Here is a 15,973-nt window from a genome sequence, read left to right as displayed (position 1 = left end):
ACCGCTGACCAGTCTGGCACCCGCCACTGACAACGCCCCGCGCCCGGCCTCCCGGCTCACCGGAACGTGTTGCACTGAGCCATGTCACCGCTGGTGAAGCCCTGGTAGAACCACTGCTGCCGCTGCTTGGCCGACCCGTGCGTCCAGGTCTCCGGCGTCACCCGGCCCTGGTACCTCGCCTGGATCCGGTCGTCGCCGACGGCCGCCGCCGCGTCGAGGCCGTCGCGGATGTCGGCGTCCGTCAGCGAGGTCAGCAACGGCTTGCCCGTCGACGAGGACGGCGTGGTGGTCGCGTGCCGCGCCCACACGCCCGCGTAGCAGTCGGCCTGGAGCTCCGTCCGCACCGCATTGCTGTTCGCGCCGGTCACGCCGTCCTGGGACCGGCCCAGCGTGCCCGTCAGGTTCTGCACGTGATGCCCGTACTCGTGCGCCACGACATAGGCCTGCGCGAACGGGCCGCCGCTCGAGCCGAACTTCGTCCTGAGATCGTCGAAGAAGCCGAGGTCCAGATAGGCCTTGCGGTCGGCGGGGCAGTAGAAGGGCCCGACGGCCGAGGACGCGGTGCCGCACGCCGTGTTCACCCGTCCGCCGAAGAACACCGTCGGGGCGCGGGTGTAGGTGCCGCCCCGGCGCGCGAACTCGCGGGACCAGTAGTCCTGGACGCTGTTGACCACCGCCACGGTCCGGCAGTCCTCCCGCGCGTTGGCGTCCCGTCCCGTCCGGCAGGTCTGCTGCACCTGCGCCAGGGAGGAGGCGGTCGCGCCGGGCTGGTCGCCGCCCGAGGAGAGCCCGAGCTGGTCGGGACCCACCCCGAAGAGCAGTCCGAGGACCAGGGCGACGAGTCCCGCGAGCCCGCCGCCGATGGTCGCCCTGCCGCCGGGGATTCGACCGCCACGCTGGTCCTGGACCTCGGAGGTGTCCAGATCGGCGTCGTCGTCGAACTGCATGAGCACACCACTTTCGTCGCTCCGTGGCGCCATCCTCGTACGCTTCCCGGCCCCCGGCCCCGGCCCGCGGTCCGAACGGGCGACCCCGGACCGGGCCGCCGGAGCGTCCCGGAAGGGGGCGAGCGTCACAGTGCGCACCGGAAAAGTGGTTGCACCGCCCCGTTAGACTTGGCCCATGGCCATTCTCCTCGCGCATTAAACGGCGGGAACGTCCTCAGCCGTCCACCCCGCCAACAACCCGCTCTGGAGTCTGACCCTTGATCTCCGCCTCCGGTATCGAGCTGCGCGCCGGTGCCCGCATCCTCATCGAGTCCGCCACCTTCCGCATCACGAAGGGCGACCGCATCGGCCTGGTCGGCCGCAACGGCGCGGGCAAGACGACCCTCACCAAGGTCCTCGCGGGCGAGGGCCAGCCCGCCGCCGGGAACGTCGCCCGCTCCGGCGAGGTCGGCTACCTCCCGCAGGACCCGCGCACCGGCGACCTCGACGTCCTGGCCCGCGACCGCGTCCTGTCGGCCCGCGGCCTCGACGTCCTGATCCGCAAGATGCGCGAGAACGAGCAGCGGATCGCCAACGGCTCCGGCGCCACCCGCGAGAAGGCCCTGCGGCAGTACGAGCGCCAGGAGACGGAGTTCCTGACCAAGGGCGGGTACTCCGCCGAGGCCGAGGCCGCGACGATCGCCGCCGCGCTCAACCTGCCCGACCGCGTGCTCGGCCAGCCCCTGCACACGCTCTCCGGTGGTCAGCGCCGCCGTATCGAGCTGGCCCGCATCCTGTTCTCGGACGCCGACACCCTGTTGCTCGACGAGCCGACGAACCACCTCGACGCCGACTCCATCGTCTGGCTGCGCGACTACCTCAAGACCTACCGCGGCGGCTTCATCGTGATCTCCCACGACGTCGACCTGGTCGAGACGGTCGTGAACAAGGTGTTCTACCTCGACGCCAACCGCGCCACGATCGACGTCTACAACATGGGCTGGAAGCTCTACCAGCAGCAGCGCGAGGCCGACGAGAAGCGCCGCAAGCGCGAGCGCCAGAACGCCGAGAAGAAGGCCGCCGCCCTGCACTCGCAGGCCGACAAGATGCGCGCCAAGGCCACCAAGACGGTCGCCGCGCAGAACATGGCCAAGCGCGCCGACCGGCTGCTCGCCGGGCTGGACGCGGTGCGCGTCTCCGACAAGGTCGCCAAGCTGCGCTTCCCGGAGCCCGCGCCCTGCGGAAAGACCCCGCTCATGGCCGAGGGCCTGTCGAAGTCGTACGGCTCCCTGGAGATCTTCACCGACGTCGACCTGGCCATCGACAAGGGCTCCCGGGTCGTCATCCTCGGCCTGAACGGCGCCGGCAAGACGACCCTGCTGCGGCTCCTCGGCGGCGCCGAGGAGCCGGACACCGGCGAGGTCGTCGAGGGCCACGGCCTCAAGCTCGGCTACTACGCGCAGGAGCACGAGACCCTCGACCCCGAGCGCACGGTCCTGGAGAACATGCGCTCCGCCGCTCCCGACCTGGATCTGGTCGAGGTCCGCAAGACGCTCGGCTCGTTCCTGTTCTCCGGCGACGACGTCGACAAGCCGGCCGGTGTGCTCTCCGGCGGCGAGAAGACCCGGCTCGCGCTCGCGACCCTCGTCGTCTCGTCCGCGAACGTCCTGCTGCTCGACGAGCCGACGAACAACCTCGACCCGGCCAGCCGCGAGGAGATCCTCGGCGCGCTGCGCACCTACAAGGGTGCCGTCGTCCTCGTCACCCACGACGAGGGCGCCGTCGAGGCGCTCCAGCCGGAGCGGATCATCCTGCTGCCGGACGGTGTCGAGGACCTGTGGGGCTCCGACTACGCCGACCTGGTGGCCCTCGCCTGACCCTCGCGCGGCCTCCCGCGGGGGGCCGGCACGCCTTGATCGATGGAGTGATCCACTGCGTATGGATCATTCGGCCGATCCGTGATCCATCATCTGTGTGAGATCTCCTCGTACCGAGGTGTGTCGTACATCGATTTCACGGCCGAGTCCTTTGTTCCCAAGGGCTCGGCCGTTCTGCGTCGCTGACCAGGCACTTCGCGCGGGAACCCGTTCGGCCGCACGGGCGACGTCACCCGGAATCACTTATTCCACTCGTGGGGACGGGCTCCTGTCGTCAAAACCTTGTCTTACGGACCTTGCCGAATGGGTGGCCATGACGCCCGAAAGGGGTGATCATGAGAGTCCAGAGCGCACTTCCCATGAGGAGGACCGGGTGGCCGAGACTCTGAAGAAGGGCAGCCGGGTTACCGGCGCCGCGCGCGACAAGCTCGCGGCAGACCTGAAGAAGAAGTACGACTCCGGTGCGAGCATCCGAGCGCTGGCCGAAGAGACCGGCCGCTCGTATGGCTTCGTGCACCGGATGCTCAGCGAGTCGGGTGTCACGCTCCGAGGGCGTGGCGGCGCGACGCGGGGCAAGAAGGCCGCCTCGGCCTGAGGCCGGGCGTCCCCATCGGCTTCGGTGGTGACCACCCGGTCGGTCGGGTGACCGACCGGGTGGTTACTGTGCAGTCACTTAGGTGCGTTTCTCGTGTCTTCGCGAGGCGCGCGTCTGATCCGACCGCACCCATCGGAGGCACCCCATGGCTTCGCTCGACAAGGATCTCGACCCCGTACTCGACCAGGACGGCGTACGGCTCACCGTCGACGGCGCGACCGCCACGATGACGCTGACCAATCCGGCCAAGCGCAATGCCCAGAGTCCCGCTCTCTGGCGGGCCTTGACGCAGGCCGGGCGGTCACTGCCGGGCTCCGTCCGCGTGGTCGTCCTGCGTGCCGAGGGCCAGTCCTTCTCAGCGGGGCTCGACCGTCAGGCGTTCACGCCCGAGGGCTTCGACGGGGAACCGTCGTTCATCGACCTCGCGCGCGGCTCCGACGCCGAGCTGGACGCGACCATCGCCGAGTACCAGGAGGCGTTCACCTGGTGGCGGCGCAGCGACCTCGTGTCCATCGCCGCCGTCCAGGGGCATGCCATCGGTGCCGGGTTCCAGCTCGCCCTCGCCTGTGACCTGCGCGTCGTCGCCGACGACGTGCAGTTCGCCATGCGCGAGACCAGCCTCGGTCTGGTGCCGGACCTCACGGGGACGCATCCGCTCGTCGGGCTCGTCGGGTACGCCCGTGCGCTGGAGATCTGCGCCACGGGCCGCTTCGTCCTGGCCGAGGAGGCCGAGCGCACCGGGCTCGCCAACCTCGCCGTGCCCGCCGAGCAGCTCGACGCCGCCGTCGCCGACCTCTCCGCGGCCCTGCTGGCCGCGCCGCGGGACGCCGTGATCGAGACGAAGGCGCTGCTGCGGGGGGCGCAGGAGCGGTCGTACGAGGAACAGCGCACCGCCGAGCGGGCCGCCCAGGCCCGCAGGCTGCGCGACCTGGCGGGCGTCGGAGAGTAGCCCGTCCGGGCGCGCACCGGCCTTTCGCCCCCGCCCCTCCGAGGCGGCACCCGGTGACACCGGGTGCCCCGCCCCGGAACGGCCGACGTCCCGGCGACCGGGGTGCCCCGGCCCGGAGTGGTCGACGTCCTGGCGACCGGGGTGCCCCGGCTCGGAGCGATCGATGTCCTGGCGACCGGGTGACCCGGCGGCCGGGATCATGCGCTCCGAGGTCGGGTGCGCTGCCGAGCGCGCGTCACCGTCCCCCGAGATCGGGCGCGCTGCCGCTGTCACCTCTCCCGGGTCGGGTGAGCTGCCGGGCGCGTGTCATCTTCCCCCGAGGGGCGGATCTCTGGGCCAGTGGGCGTCACCTTCTCGGACGGAGGTGCCTGGCACCCCGTCCGATGGTGGTCGCCTTCGCCCGGGGCGCCCCGTGTCCCGCCCGGCGGTCGTCGCCTCGCCCGGGGTGTTGCGTGCCCCGGCCGGTGATGGTCGTGGGCGCCCGGGGTGGCCGGTGCCCCGGTCTGCGGCGGTCAGGGTGGCCCGTGCCCCGGTCTGCGGCGGTCAGGGGTGCCCGGGGTGCCCCGCGCCCCGGGCTGCGGCGGTCAGGGGTGCCCGGGGTGCCCCGCGCCCCGGGCTGCGGCGGTCAGGGGTGCCGCGTGTTCCGGCATGCTGCGGTCACCGTCGGGGTGACGGGTGGGGTGGGGGCACCGCTGTCACCAGGACCGCCACCGACGGGGCGTCCTGCGCGGCCTCGGTGACGGCGGCTCTCACCGCGCGTGCCACGTCCGCCGTCCGTTCGTCCCCGGAGACCGCGAGCTCGATCCGGATGTGGCGGCGCGGCAGGGCCGGATCCGTGGCGCGCGGGCTCTCGACGTGGACCGGTCGGCCCAGTACGTCCGTCAGACGAGTGACGCCCGGGACGGCCGACGCGACCGCCGCGATCCGGGCTTCCTCGGGATCCTTGGGCAGCGGCGCCGGCCGCCTGCCGCCGCCCCCCTCCGCACCCCCCTCGGCCGTCCCGGTGTCCGCCGGGATCGCCGTGGGCGTTTCCCGTGCTCCGTCCGGGGGGTGGGGGGAGTCCTCCAGCAGGTCCGTCACCCGTAGATCCACCTCCTCGACGTCGAGGCCCAGGAGCCGGGTCGCGGCGGACACCACCGTCAGACGCAGCCGGGCCGCGACGGCCGGAAGGGGCTCCGCGCCCGCGGCCGTGGGATCAGCCGAGACCCCGAAGTCCGCGGTGACGCGCAGCGGACCGGGCGGCAGGGCGCTCGGCGGCGGCGGTACGGCCGGTTCGCCGGCCGATTCCGGGTCGGCCAGCGCGATCCGCAGCGCCCCGAGCCGCACCCCCGCCACGGCCGCCGCCTCACGCCGCAGCACCGACCCGGCCGCCTCCTCCGTGATCCACGTGCCGTCGAGCGCCAGACCCAGCGGCAGGAATCTGCCGAGCCCGAGCTGATGCCGTACCCCTTGCGTCCACCGGTCCGCCGTCATTGCTCCAGCCTGCCCCATCCACGGCGCGCGACCGCGCGACCCGACCTACTGTGAGCAGAGGAGGACGACCGAAAGGGACGTACGGCGATGACCGACATGACCGAGCGGGACCGGACGGACAGCCCCGACACCGAGAAGGAGTCGCAGCAGACCCGTAAGCCCACCAGGCGCGGCGGCGGAGACGCCGCCACCCGGGGGCGGACCACGATCTCCGACGGTGTCGTGGAGAAGATCGCCGGGCTCGCCGCCCGCGACGTACTCGGTGTCCACACGATGGGCAGCGGGCTGAGCCGGACCTTCGGAGCCGTACGCGACCGGGTGCCGGGCGGTTCCACCAAATCGGTGACGCGGGGTGTGAAGGCCGAGGTCGGCGAGCTCCAGACGGCGCTCGACCTGGAGATCGTCGTCGACTACGGCGTGTCGATCTCCGATGTGGCCCGTGCCGTACGCGAGAACGTCATCTCCGCCGTCGAGCGCATGACGGGGCTCGAAGTGGTGGAAGTCAACATCGCGGTGAGTGATGTGAAGCTGCCCGAGGAAGAGGAAGAAGAGCCGGAGTCACGACTCCAGTGACCCCGGGTCACCGGAATCCGCCGGACACCCCGGCCTTCGCACCATGAGTGATCGCGCGGCCACCGACTGCTGAGGAGAGCCCCATGAGCTTGGCCGTGATCGGCATGATCGCCGGAATGGCGCTGGCCTTCGCCGGGTACTTCGGCGGATTCGGCGCCTTCCTCCTGGTGGCCGCCCTGGGGGCCGTCGGGTTCGTCGTCGGACGGCTCCTGGAGGGGGATCTGGACATCGGCGCCTTCTTCCGCGCGCGTGACGACCGGCGGCGGTGACGCGTGCCAGGTCAGACCGCCCGGCTGGGCGAGACCCGGCCGGCCCCGACGGCCGTCGCGCCCCCCGAGCGGGGCGCCACCCGGATCGCCGACCGCGTCGTCGCGAAGATCGCCTCGCGGGCGGCGCGCGAGGCCCTGCCCCCGCTGCCCCCCGACGCGGTGCCCCCGCACGCGACGGTCGTCGTGCGGCGGCAGGCGTCCGGCACCGGCGGCACGGACGGCACCCCGACGCACAGCGCGCGGATCAGGGTCAGCCTCGAACTCGGCTACCCCGCCGACATCGGGGCCCAGTGCGGCGCGGTGCGTCGTCATGTCACCGAGCGGGTAGAGGCGTTGGCGGGAATGGAAGTGCCCGAGGTCGCCGTCCAGGTGGAGCGGCTGCATCTGGCACCCGAGTCCGGCGCGGTACAGGGGAGGACGCGATGAGCGAGCCCCAGGGCTCCGACGACACGCGCAAGACACCCGTCCTGGAGAAGCCGGAGCCGGGGGGCGGGGACGACGCGGGCGCCCTCGGGCAGTCCGCCTCCTCCGCCGCGTACGAACCGCTGGGCACCGCCGGGGACGAGGACGGCCGCCAGGGCAGGTTCTGGTCGGCGCGCCGCGTGCCCGCCGGCGTCCTCGCGCTCCTGCTCCTCGTCGCGGCGGGCGCCTTCCTGTACGACGTCGTGGCCGTGCGCGCCGGACGCACCGCTCTGTACTGGCGGACCTGGCTGGCCCGGCAGCTCGCCGAACGGCCGCTCGACGACACCGCGGTGCTCGTCGGCGCCGGGATCGCCGCCGCGATCGGACTCTGGCTGATCGTCCTCGCGGCCACACCCGGACTGCGGGACGTCCTGCCCATGCGGCGCACCCACGCCGACGTCCGGGCCGGACTGCACCGGGGCGCCGCCGCGATGGCGCTCCGGGACCGGGCCATGGAGGTCGCCGGTGTGCAGTCGGTCCGTGTGCGCGTGAAGCGCCGCAAGGTCGACGTCCGCGCGCTGTCGCACTTCCGGGAACTCGACGACGTCCGCGCCGACCTCGACACCACGCTCGCCGACGGCATCAAGGGACTGGGACTGGCCCGCTCGCCCGCCCTGTCCGTGCACGTCGCGCGCCCCGGAAAGAAGAGGTGAGATCCGTGCTGCGGACCGTCAACCGGGTACTGATCGGCTTCACCGGGCTCGTGCTGCTCGTCCTCGGCGGTTCCGTGCTCGCCGTCGGACTCGGCGTACGGCCGCCCTCGTGGTGGATCTACGACGGACGGCACGACGTGCTGCTCAGCACCGCCGAACGGACCAAGTGGCGGGACCAGGGCTGGTGGTGGCCCGCCGTCATCGCCGCGCTCGCGGTGCTCCTGCTGCTCGCCCTGTGGTGGCTGGTCGCCGTCGTGCGCCGCAGGCGGCTCGCCGAGGTGCTCGTCGACACCGGCGACGGCGCGGGCGCGCTGCTGCGCGGAAAGGCGCTGGAGGGCGTACTGGCCGCCGAGTCGGCCCGGCTGGACGGCGTCGAGCACGCGAACGTCCATCTGACCGGGCGGCGCAGCCTGCCCGCGGCGCGGGTGCGGCTCCTGCTGGAACCCCATGTGGACCCCGGGTACGCGCTGCGGCTGCTGACCGTGGAGGCCCTCGCCCACGCGCGGGACTCGGCCGGTCTCGCCGCGCTCCCGGCGGAGGTGCGCCTGCGCGGCGTCAAGCACCGCGCCGAACGCGTGACCTGACGGGGCACCTGCCCGGGCGGGCGCCCCGTACGCCGGCGGACACGTCTCGCAGGCGCCCCGGAAGTCCTAGAACCCGCCCCGCATCCCGCCGTCCACCGGGAGCATGATGCCCGAGAGGTACGACGCGGCGGGGGAGAGCAGGAACGCGGCCGTGCGGCCGAACTCCTCAGGGGCGCCGTAGCGGCGCAGCGGGATGCGGGCCTCGTTGGCCGCGCGGGTGGCCTCGGGGTCGGCGGACAGCCCGTCCAGCTGGCGGACGCGGTCCGTGTCGATGCGGGACGGCAGCAGCCCGACCACGCGGATGCCGCGCGGGCCCAGCTCGTTCGCGAGGGACTTGGCGAACCCCGCGAGGCCAGGACGCAGACCGTTGGAGATGGTGAGCCCGGGGATCGGCTCGTGCACCGAGCCGGAGAGCACGAAGCCGATGACCCCGCCCTCGCCGAGTTCCCCCGCGGCCGCGCGGGCCAGGCGGACCGCGCCGAGGAAGACCGACTCGAACGCCACCATCCACTGTTCGTCGGTGTTGTCCGCGGCGAACCCGGGCGGCGGCCCGCCGACGCTGATCAGGATGCCGTCGAAGCCGCCGAAGTGCTCACGGGCACCGGCGATCAGCCGGGCCGGGGTCTCCGCGGCGCCGTTGTCGGCCGCCACCCCTACCGCGTTCGGGCCGAGCGCGGAGGCGGCGGCCGCCGCGGTGTCCTCGTCGCGTCCGGTGACGACCACCTTGGCGCCGTCGGCGACCAGTTCGCGCGCGGCGGCGTTGCCCAGGCCCCGGGTGGCTCCCGTGACGACGTACACACGATCCTTCAGTCCAAGATCCATGGCCCCATCCTTCCCTATCCCGGCGGCACGGCCCCTTCCGCCTGCACCGGCCCGTCGACGCCGAACAGACTGAGGGCGGTCACCACGAGGCCGATGTGACTGAAGGCCTGCGGGAAGTTGCCGAGCTGGCGGCCCGCGACCGGGTCGTACTCCTCGGACAGCAGTCCCAGGTCGTTGGTGAGGCCGACCAGCCGCTCGAACAGCTCGCGCGCCTCCCGCGTACGGCCCGTCAGATGCAGCGCGTCCGCGAGCCAGAAGGAGCAGACGACGAAGGCGCCCTCGTCGCCCGGAAGCCCGTCGACACCGGCCGCCGCGGCGGTGTAGCGGCGGACCAGGAAACCGTCCGGGGCGAGTTCCGCGCGGACCGCGTCGACCGTGCCGATCACCCGGGGATCGTCGGGGGGCAGGAAACCCACGCGCGGGATGAGCAGCAGGGAGGCGTCCAGTTCGGTCGAGCCGTAGGACTGCGTGAACGTGTTCCGGGCCGCGTCGAAGCCGCGTTCGCACACCTCGCGGTGCACCTCGTCGCGCATCGCCCGCCACGCCTCGATGTCGCCGTCGAGCGTCGGGTCGTCCTCCAGGGTGCGCACCGCGCGGTCGGCGGCCACCCAGGCCATCACCTTGGAGTACACGAAGTGCCGGCGCGGGCCGCGCACCTCCCAGATCCCCTCGTCCGGCTGCCGCCACGCCACCCGGAGGAATTCCATCATGGCGCACTCCACCCGCCACATATGGGGCCTGGACGGCAGGCCGGAGCGCCGGGCGAGCGACAGCGAGTCGATGACCTCGCCGTACACGTCGAGCTGGAGCTGTTCGACGGCGCTGTTGCCGACCCGCACCGGCGCGGAGTCCGCGTAGCCGGACAGCCAGGGGATCTCGTACTCCGGCAGCCGGCGTTCCCCCGAGAGGCCGTACATGATCTGGAGGGCCGCCGGATCGCCGGCGACCGCGCGCAGCAGCCAGTCGCGCCAGGCCTCGGCCTCCTCGTGGTAGCCGGCCGACAGGAGCGCGCCGAGGGTGAGGGTGGAGTCGCGCAGCCAGCAGTAGCGGTAGTCCCAGTTGCGGACGCCGCCGATCTCCTCGGGCAGCGAGGTCGTGGGGGCGGCCACGATGCCGCCGGTCGGCGCGTAGGTGAGCGCCTTGAGGGTGATCAGGGAGCGGACGACGGCGTCCCGGTGCGGTCCGTCGTACCGGCAGCGCGCCGCCCACGCCTTCCAGTCCTGGACGCTGGTCTCCAGCGCCTCGAAGGGGTCGCACAGGGGTGGCCGGGGCCGGTGCGAGGGATGCCAGGTCAGGACGAAGGCGACCTTCTCGCCCGCCTCCACGGTGAACTCCGAGTGGGTGCGGAAGTCCTGCCCCCACGTGTGCACGGGCGGTTCGCTGCGCAGCCACACCGAGTCCGGCCCCGCGACCGCGACCCGGTGACCGTCCGAGCGGCGCATCCACGGGACGACGGAGCCGTAGTCGAACCGCAGCCGCAGCAGACTGCGCATCCGGACCCGGCCGCTGAGACCTTCGACGACGCGTACGACGTCGGGGGCGTGCTCGCGCTGCGGCATGAGGTCGGTCACCCGGACCGAGCCCTCGGCCGTGTCCCACTCGGTGTCCAGCACCAGGGTGTCCGGGCGGTAGGCGCGCCGGGTGCACACCTCCGCGCCCTCGGGCGCGATCCGCCAGTGACCGTTGTCCTCGTCGCCCAGCAGGGCCGCGAAGCAGGCCGCGGAGTCGAAGCGGGGCAGGCACAGCCAGTCGACGGAGCCGTCGCGGCCCACCAGAGCGGCGGTCTGTTCGTCCCCGATGAGCGCGTAGTCCTCGATGTGTCGGTGCACGGTGGACGGGTTCCCGAACGGGGCAACGGTCAATCGGGCCGCCAGAGTGGCGTGGGCGCCCGAGCCGGGGCGGGCCCGGGGTGGACCGGGCAGTCACCGGCTCCCGCGACGGGTCGTCACACCTGCCGGTCTCAAGCCTGCCGGTCTCAAGCCCGCCCGGCTGCGCGCCCGCCCGGCTACACGCCCGCCGGTTCGGCTTCCGGTGTGCTCTCGGGGGCCGCGGCCTCCGCCCGGTCGCGGCGCTCGCGGCGGACCAGGACCACCCAGCCCACGGGGACGCCGGCGGAGAAGAGCCACCACTGGATCGCGTACGCCATGTGGGGGCCGATGTCGCTGTGCTCGGGGTCGGGGATCAGCTCGGGCGAGCCGCCCTTGGGCGCGGGCGCCGTCTGCTCGACGTAGCCGCCGAGCACCTGCCGGCCGAGCCGCCGCGCCTCCTGCCCGCTGCTGATCAGCATGACCTGACGGGCGGGCAGGCCCCGGACGTTCTTGATGCCGCTGTCGGCGGTCGTCTGGTCGGCCATCAGCCGGCCGGTGACGGTGATCTCGCCCGAGGCGGGGGCCGGGATCTTCGGGAAGGCGGTCTGCGCGCCGTCCGCCGGGACCCAGCCCCGGTTCACCATGAGGACCCGGCCGTCGTCCAGGACGAAGGGGGTCAGGACGTGGTAGCCGACCTCGCCGTCGGCGTTGGTGCGGCGGCGGACGACCTCTTCGTGCGCGGTGTCGAAGTGGCCCTTCGCCGTGACCCGGCGGAACAGGTCGTCGTCCCGGATCGGCCGGCCCGGCTCGGTGACCGACTCCGCGGGCACCGGCTTCGCGGCGAGCGAGTCGGAGATCACCGTGTTCAGGGCGACCTTGTGCTCGTGCCGGTGGAGCTGCCAGAAGCCCAGCTTGATCATCGTCGGGATGAGGGCGAGGGCCACGAGGGTGAGGATCACCCACTGCCGGGACAACAGGAAGCGGTACACCCCATTGACGGTACTCGGCATGATTCGGCCCCCGACGGGAGGGTCCCGCCGAGGGCCGTTCGGTGCCCCGTCCGGCGGACGGGCGGGGGCTCTCAGACCTTGTCGACGATCCCCGCCTTCCCCTCCGCGCGGGCACAGTGCGCGCCGCAGTACCAGTGACCGTCGACCTCGACACCCTGGCCGATGACCTGCACGCGACAGTGCTCGCAGATCGGGGCCATCCGGTGGATCGCGCAGGAGAAGCAGTCGAATACGTGCACGGCGCCCTGGGCGTGCACTTCGAAGGTCATTCCGTAGTCATTGCCGCATACTTCGCATCTCGCCATGCGCCACAGGGTGGGGTGCGGGGGCGACGCGGGCGAGAGGGCGCGGGGCGAGTCGCCCGTCAATCACCCGTACGTCCGTCACCCTTCCGACGCGGGTTCGACGTCCCGCAGAAGCTGGCCGAACGCGGCCTCGTCGACCACCGGTGTCCCGAACTGTCGGGCTTTGACCACCTTTGACGTGTGCGAGTCCGGGTCGTTGGTCACCAGCAGGCTGGTGAGCCGGGACAGGCTCGTCGCGACGTGCAGCCCGGCCTCGACCGCCCGGTCCTCCAGCAGTTCGCGGTCGACGGAGGTGTCACCGGAGAACGCGACCCGCATGCCCTGCTTGAGAGGTTTGTCCGCCGAGTACCGTCCGGGGTTCGGATGGGGGCACGCGGGGCGCTTGCGGGAGGGGCGCCAACTCCCCGACGGGTAGCCGCCGGACCCCGGGCTCCCGGCCTGCCGTCCGATCCGCGGTGCCGCGGCGCTGTCGGACCACTCCTTGAGCGGCAGGCATTCGAGGAGCGGCAGCCGCACCCCGCCCTCCGCGGCGGCGCGCAGGCTCGGCCGGAACGCCTCGGCCAGCACGCGCGCGTCGTCCAGCGCGTGGTGGGCCCGCTGCTGCACGACACCGAAGTGCGCGGCCAGCGACTCCAGCTTGTGGTTGGGCAGGGGCAGGGCCAGCTCCTTGGAGAGCGCGATGGTGCACAGGCGCTGGCGCACCGGGGCCTCGCGCTGCGCGCGCGCGTACTCCCGCGCGATCATCGACCAGTCGAAGACCGCGTTGTGCGCGACGAGCACCCTCCCTGCGAGCCGGGCGGCGAACTCCTCGGCCACCTCGTGGAAGAGCGGCGCCCCTTCGAGCATCTCGCTCGTCAGACCGTGGATCCACACCGGGCCCGGGTCGCGCTCCGGATTGACCATCGTGTACCAGTGGTCCTCGACCTCGCCGCGCGCGTCCAGCCGGTAGACGGCGGCGGAGATTATCCGGTCGTCGCGGGCCAGCCCTGTGGTCTCCACGTCGACGACCGCGTATCCCTGCGGATACGCGGCCGGCCAGGAGGCAGGGGACGCTGCGGTCGTGAGGTCTTCGAGCATGGTCAATGAGGATACGGGCCCCGACTGACACACCGGCCCCCGCCTTCCCCGATCCGCGGCCGCCGCCGGGCCATCGGCGCACGGCCCCGCAACCGGGTCCGGCGGGCGCGGCGTTGACGCCCGGCCGGGCGCCGCCACCGGGTCGCCCGCCGGCAGGGGCGTCGGACCGAGGCCGCCGACCGGGCCGGGCGGCAGCCCGTACACGGAGCGGCCCGCGCCCTCGGGGGCGACGCCGCCGCGCACCGGGGCGAGCGAGCACGCGCTGCCTCGCGGAGGCCTCCGCGGCGAGCCCCTCCGGCCCTCGGCCGACCGCCTCCGCGGTGATCCCCTCGCCCTGGCCCGGCCGTCGCCACTGCCGGGGCTCGGCGTCCGGATCCGGGCGGCGAAGGCGGTGTCCGACGCGTCCCCGCGCGCGTGCGCTGCCACCGTTCGTCGGGGGACGCGCGAGTCGCCCTCCAGGCCGTAGCGCTGACGCACCGTGCGGGATCGTACGAGGCCTCGGGCCCGTCCTGCGAGGGCAGGGCGTACTCGGTCGCGCCGTCGCGCGCCGGAGCCGCCATCAGGTCCCCGGAGTGGACGATCGCCCGTTCCGTGCCGAGGTGCGCGGCGAGCAGCGGGCGCACGGCGGCGCGCGTGCGCCGGTGTGGCGGGAGGCTCCCGAGGGCCCCCGGCCGAACGGCGCGGCCTCCGGGGCGACCAGGCCCTCGGCCGTCGCCGGATCCCCCCGGCGGTGACTGCACCCCCCCCCGCGGGGCCACCCAAGACGTCCGGGGTCCGTGCGACGGCTTGGTCGGTGCTCGCGACGGGCCCGCGGATCCCGGTCCGCGCACGGCTATGGACCTTTCGCCCGTGCGGTGCAAGCGTGCTGCGCGCCCCAGCAGGTAGCGCCTACGAAGGGCGGTACGGACATGGCACGAGTGAGGTACGGCGCGCGGACCGAGGCGGAGATCACCGCCGCGCGCACCGCGAGTTCCCGGCTCCCCGACATCTGGTCCACCGGCCTTGTGGCCGTCTGGGAGAGCGACCCGGACGCGGTCGCGGCGGTTCTGCCGCCTCCGCTGAAACCCACCGCACGGCCCCTGGTGCGGGTCGCCATCAGCAAGGTCGATCTGCCCGGATACCCGCTGGGCGCGGGCTCGTTCGCCGTCGCGGCCGCGCACGGGGACGTCGAGGGCTGGTATCCGCTGGTCATGCCGATGACCCACGAACGGGCCCTGATCGGCGGCCGCGAGGTCTTCGGAGAGCCCAAGAAGCTCGGCGAGGTGACCGTCGAGCGCGACGGGCTCGTCGTACGGGGCGTGCTCGCCCGGCACGGCATCGCCTTCGTCGAGGTGCGGGGCGCGGTGAGCGGCTCCCTGCCGCTGCCGGAGCCCGCGCAGAAGACCGACTTCTACTTCAAGTTCCTTCCGGCGGTGGATGGTTCGGGCTTCGACGCCGATCCGGTCCTGGTGCACTGCCTGCGCGAGGAGAAGGTCCGCAGACTGGAGCGGGTCACCGGGGACGTCGTCCTGCGCGAGTCGATGTACGACCCGGTGGCCGACCTGCCCGTGCGCGGTCCGGTGGAGATCACCTTCGGCGAGAAGACCTCGGCACAGCGGGGCCGGGTCGCCGAACGCGTGAGCGCGCAGGCCCTGTTGCCCTACGTCCACCAGCGCTACGACGATCCGCGGCAGATCCTCGACGGCCCGCCCGAGGGGAGCGTCTGATGGAACTGCGCGCGGGACAGGTCGCCGTCGTCACCGGCGCGGCGAGCGGCGTCGGGCTCGCGATGGCCCGGCGGTTCGCCGCGGACGGCCTGACGGTGGTCCTCGCCGACGTCGAGGAGGGCGCGCTGGAGAAGGCGGCCGGGGAGCTGCGCGAGGACGGCGCCGACGTCCACGCGCGCGTGGTGGACGTCTCGGAGCGTGCCGAGGTCCTCGCGCTCGCCGAGGACGTGTACGCCACCTGCGGCGCGGTGCACGTCCTGTGCAACAACGCGGGTGTCGGCTCGGGCGCCGAGGGCCGGATGTGGGAGCACGACCCCAACGACTGGAAGTGGGCGTTCGCCGTCAACGTGTGGGGCGTCTTCCACGGTGTCCAGGCGTTCGTGCCCCGGATGCTCGCGAGCGGCGAGCCCGGCCATGTCGTCAACACCTCGTCCGGCGACGGCGGGATCGCCCCGCTGCCCACCGCCTCCGTGTACGCCGTCACCAAGGCGGCCGTGGTGACGCTGACCGAGTCGCTGTACGCGCATCTGAAGGCGGAGCACGCGCGCGTGGGCGCCTCCGTGCTGTTCCCCGGGCCGCACATGCTCCGCACGGGCCTGTGGGAGTCGCACCGCAACCGGCCCGCGCGGTACGCGAAGGAGCGGCCCCGCAGGACCCCGTACCGCAGCCTCGCCCAGTGGGAGGCCGCGATGAACGAGGCGGGGCACGAGGTGCGGTTCACCCCCGTCGAGGAGGTCGCCGACCTCGTCGCCGAGGGGATCGGCGAGGGCCGCTTCTGGCTGTTGCCCCAGAGCGAGCACAGCGACCGGCAGATCAGGGCGAGGTCGCGGTCGATGCTGGAGCGGGCCGATCCGTCGTACCTGGAAAGTTTCATCCTCGACTGA

Annotated in this window: 17 protein-coding genes; 10 read left to right on the top strand and 7 right to left on the bottom strand. The window is 73.2% G+C overall.

From position 1 onward, the window contains the following. Positions 1-56: 56 nt before the first annotated feature. Positions 57-947, bottom strand: coding sequence for a neutral zinc metallopeptidase (locus tag WJM95_RS06655; RefSeq protein WP_339128567.1), 891 nt, complete (start codon positions 945-947; stop codon positions 57-59). 257 nt (positions 948-1,204) lie between these two features. Here WJM95_RS06655 and WJM95_RS06650 point away from each other — a divergent pair, with 257 nt between their 5' ends. The 3 genes from WJM95_RS06650 to WJM95_RS06640 all read left to right on the top strand — a co-directional run bounded on the left by WJM95_RS06650 (position 1,205) and on the right by WJM95_RS06640 (position 4,347). Next, positions 1,205-2,803, top strand: coding sequence for an ABC-F family ATP-binding cassette domain-containing protein (locus tag WJM95_RS06650; RefSeq protein ID WP_339128565.1), 1,599 nt, complete (start codon positions 1,205-1,207; stop codon positions 2,801-2,803). A gap of 373 nt (positions 2,804-3,176) precedes the next feature. After that, a complete protein-coding gene (locus WJM95_RS06645) occupies positions 3,177-3,398 on the top strand; it encodes a helix-turn-helix domain-containing protein (RefSeq protein ID WP_006123601.1) in 222 nt (73 codons plus the stop codon). Positions 3,399-3,543: 145 nt separating this feature from the next. Then, positions 3,544-4,347: an enoyl-CoA hydratase/isomerase family protein gene (locus tag WJM95_RS06640; protein WP_339128564.1), complete on the top strand. Its 804-nt coding sequence runs from the start codon at positions 3,544-3,546 to the stop codon at positions 4,345-4,347. 657 nt (positions 4,348-5,004) lie between these two features. Here WJM95_RS06640 and WJM95_RS06635 read toward each other — a convergent pair. Further along, positions 5,005-5,820, bottom strand: a complete 816-nt coding sequence (locus WJM95_RS06635) for a nucleopolyhedrovirus P10 family protein (RefSeq protein WP_339128562.1) — start codon at positions 5,818-5,820, stop codon at positions 5,005-5,007. 87 nt (positions 5,821-5,907) lie between these two features. Between WJM95_RS06635 and WJM95_RS06630 the strand changes: the two genes are divergently transcribed. The 5 genes from WJM95_RS06630 (at position 5,908) to amaP (ending at position 8,361) form a co-directional block, all read left to right on the top strand. Then, entirely contained in the window at positions 5,908-6,393 is a 486-nt protein-coding gene (locus WJM95_RS06630; RefSeq protein WP_339128561.1) for an Asp23/Gls24 family envelope stress response protein, read from the top strand. A gap of 83 nt (positions 6,394-6,476) precedes the next feature. Then, complete coding sequence (locus WJM95_RS06625) at positions 6,477-6,662, top strand: hypothetical protein (protein WP_339128560.1); 186 nt, start codon at positions 6,477-6,479, stop codon at positions 6,660-6,662. A 3-nt stretch (positions 6,663-6,665) separates the two neighbouring features. Then, positions 6,666-7,088 carry an Asp23/Gls24 family envelope stress response protein gene (locus tag WJM95_RS06620; RefSeq protein ID WP_339128558.1) on the top strand — a complete coding sequence of 141 codons (423 nt, stop codon included), beginning with the start codon at positions 6,666-6,668 and terminating at the stop codon, positions 7,086-7,088. Beyond that, the gene (locus WJM95_RS06615) at positions 7,085-7,777 is read left to right on the top strand and encodes a DUF6286 domain-containing protein (protein ID WP_339128556.1); all 693 of its coding nucleotides are present in this window, start codon (positions 7,085-7,087) and stop codon (positions 7,775-7,777) included. The genes WJM95_RS06620 and WJM95_RS06615 overlap by 4 nt, the downstream gene beginning before the upstream one ends. Further along, positions 7,774-8,361 carry an alkaline shock response membrane anchor protein AmaP gene (amaP, locus tag WJM95_RS06610; protein WP_339128555.1) on the top strand — a complete coding sequence of 196 codons (588 nt, stop codon included), beginning with the start codon at positions 7,774-7,776 and terminating at the stop codon, positions 8,359-8,361. The genes WJM95_RS06615 and amaP overlap by 4 nt, the downstream gene beginning before the upstream one ends. Positions 8,362-8,427: 66 nt before the next feature. Here the strand turns inward: amaP and WJM95_RS06605 are convergent, their stop codons facing one another. The 5 genes from WJM95_RS06605 to WJM95_RS06585 form a co-directional block, all read right to left on the bottom strand. Continuing rightward, a complete protein-coding gene (locus WJM95_RS06605; RefSeq protein ID WP_339128554.1) occupies positions 8,428-9,183 on the bottom strand; it encodes an SDR family oxidoreductase in 756 nt (251 codons plus the stop codon). Positions 9,184-9,197: 14 nt separating this feature from the next. Continuing rightward, entirely contained in the window at positions 9,198-11,012 is a 1,815-nt protein-coding gene (locus tag WJM95_RS06600; protein WP_339128553.1) for a glycoside hydrolase family 15 protein, read from the bottom strand. A gap of 176 nt (positions 11,013-11,188) precedes the next feature. Continuing rightward, positions 11,189-11,980, bottom strand: coding sequence for an SURF1 family protein (locus WJM95_RS06595; protein ID WP_339128552.1), 792 nt, complete (start codon positions 11,978-11,980; stop codon positions 11,189-11,191). Between the two features lie 92 nt (positions 11,981-12,072). Next, positions 12,073-12,306 (bottom strand): hypothetical protein, encoded by a 234-nt coding sequence (locus WJM95_RS06590; RefSeq protein ID WP_339128551.1) that lies wholly within the window; start codon positions 12,304-12,306, stop codon positions 12,073-12,075. A gap of 78 nt (positions 12,307-12,384) precedes the next feature. Beyond that, positions 12,385-13,383 (bottom strand): DEDDh family exonuclease, encoded by a 999-nt coding sequence (locus WJM95_RS06585; protein WP_339128550.1) that lies wholly within the window; start codon positions 13,381-13,383, stop codon positions 12,385-12,387. Positions 13,384-14,291: 908 nt separating this feature from the next. Between WJM95_RS06585 and WJM95_RS06580 the strand changes: the two genes are divergently transcribed. Together WJM95_RS06580 and WJM95_RS06575 are read left to right on the top strand one after the other, a co-directional pair. Beyond that, positions 14,292-15,089 (top strand): acetoacetate decarboxylase family protein, encoded by a 798-nt coding sequence (locus WJM95_RS06580; RefSeq protein ID WP_339128548.1) that lies wholly within the window; start codon positions 14,292-14,294, stop codon positions 15,087-15,089. Next, positions 15,089-15,973: an SDR family NAD(P)-dependent oxidoreductase gene (locus tag WJM95_RS06575; protein ID WP_339128547.1), complete on the top strand. Its 885-nt coding sequence runs from the start codon at positions 15,089-15,091 to the stop codon at positions 15,971-15,973. The genes WJM95_RS06580 and WJM95_RS06575 overlap by 1 nt, the downstream gene beginning before the upstream one ends.

Source organism: Streptomyces sp. f51 (assembly GCF_037940415.1).
Lineage (GTDB): Bacteria > Actinomycetota > Actinomycetes > Streptomycetales > Streptomycetaceae > Streptomyces.
Note: the sequence above shows the minus strand (reverse complement) of the source record. Positions and strands in the feature narration are given on the sequence as shown.

What these genes read in the sequence shown, in the direction of transcription:
- WJM95_RS06655 (WP_339128567.1), bottom strand. Translation starts at nt 947, where the DNA reads ATGCAGTTCGACGACGACGCCGATCTGGACACCTCCGAGGTCCAGGAC.
- WJM95_RS06640 (WP_339128564.1), top strand. Translation starts at nt 3,544, where the DNA reads ATGGCTTCGCTCGACAAGGATCTCGACCCCGTACTCGACCAGGACGGC.
- WJM95_RS06635 (WP_339128562.1), bottom strand. Translation starts at nt 5,820, where the DNA reads ATGACGGCGGACCGGTGGACGCAAGGGGTACGGCATCAGCTCGGGCTC.
- WJM95_RS06630 (WP_339128561.1), top strand. Translation starts at nt 5,908, where the DNA reads ATGACCGACATGACCGAGCGGGACCGGACGGACAGCCCCGACACCGAG.
- WJM95_RS06625 (WP_339128560.1), top strand. Translation starts at nt 6,477, where the DNA reads ATGAGCTTGGCCGTGATCGGCATGATCGCCGGAATGGCGCTGGCCTTC.
- WJM95_RS06615 (WP_339128556.1), top strand. Translation starts at nt 7,085, where the DNA reads ATGAGCGAGCCCCAGGGCTCCGACGACACGCGCAAGACACCCGTCCTG.
- WJM95_RS06605 (WP_339128554.1), bottom strand. Translation starts at nt 9,183, where the DNA reads ATGGATCTTGGACTGAAGGATCGTGTGTACGTCGTCACGGGAGCCACC.
- WJM95_RS06590 (WP_339128551.1), bottom strand. Translation starts at nt 12,306, where the DNA reads ATGGCGAGATGCGAAGTATGCGGCAATGACTACGGAATGACCTTCGAA.
- WJM95_RS06585 (WP_339128550.1), bottom strand. Translation starts at nt 13,383, where the DNA reads ATGCTCGAAGACCTCACGACCGCAGCGTCCCCTGCCTCCTGGCCGGCC.
- WJM95_RS06580 (WP_339128548.1), top strand. Translation starts at nt 14,292, where the DNA reads ATGGCACGAGTGAGGTACGGCGCGCGGACCGAGGCGGAGATCACCGCC.
- WJM95_RS06575 (WP_339128547.1), top strand. Translation starts at nt 15,089, where the DNA reads ATGGAACTGCGCGCGGGACAGGTCGCCGTCGTCACCGGCGCGGCGAGC.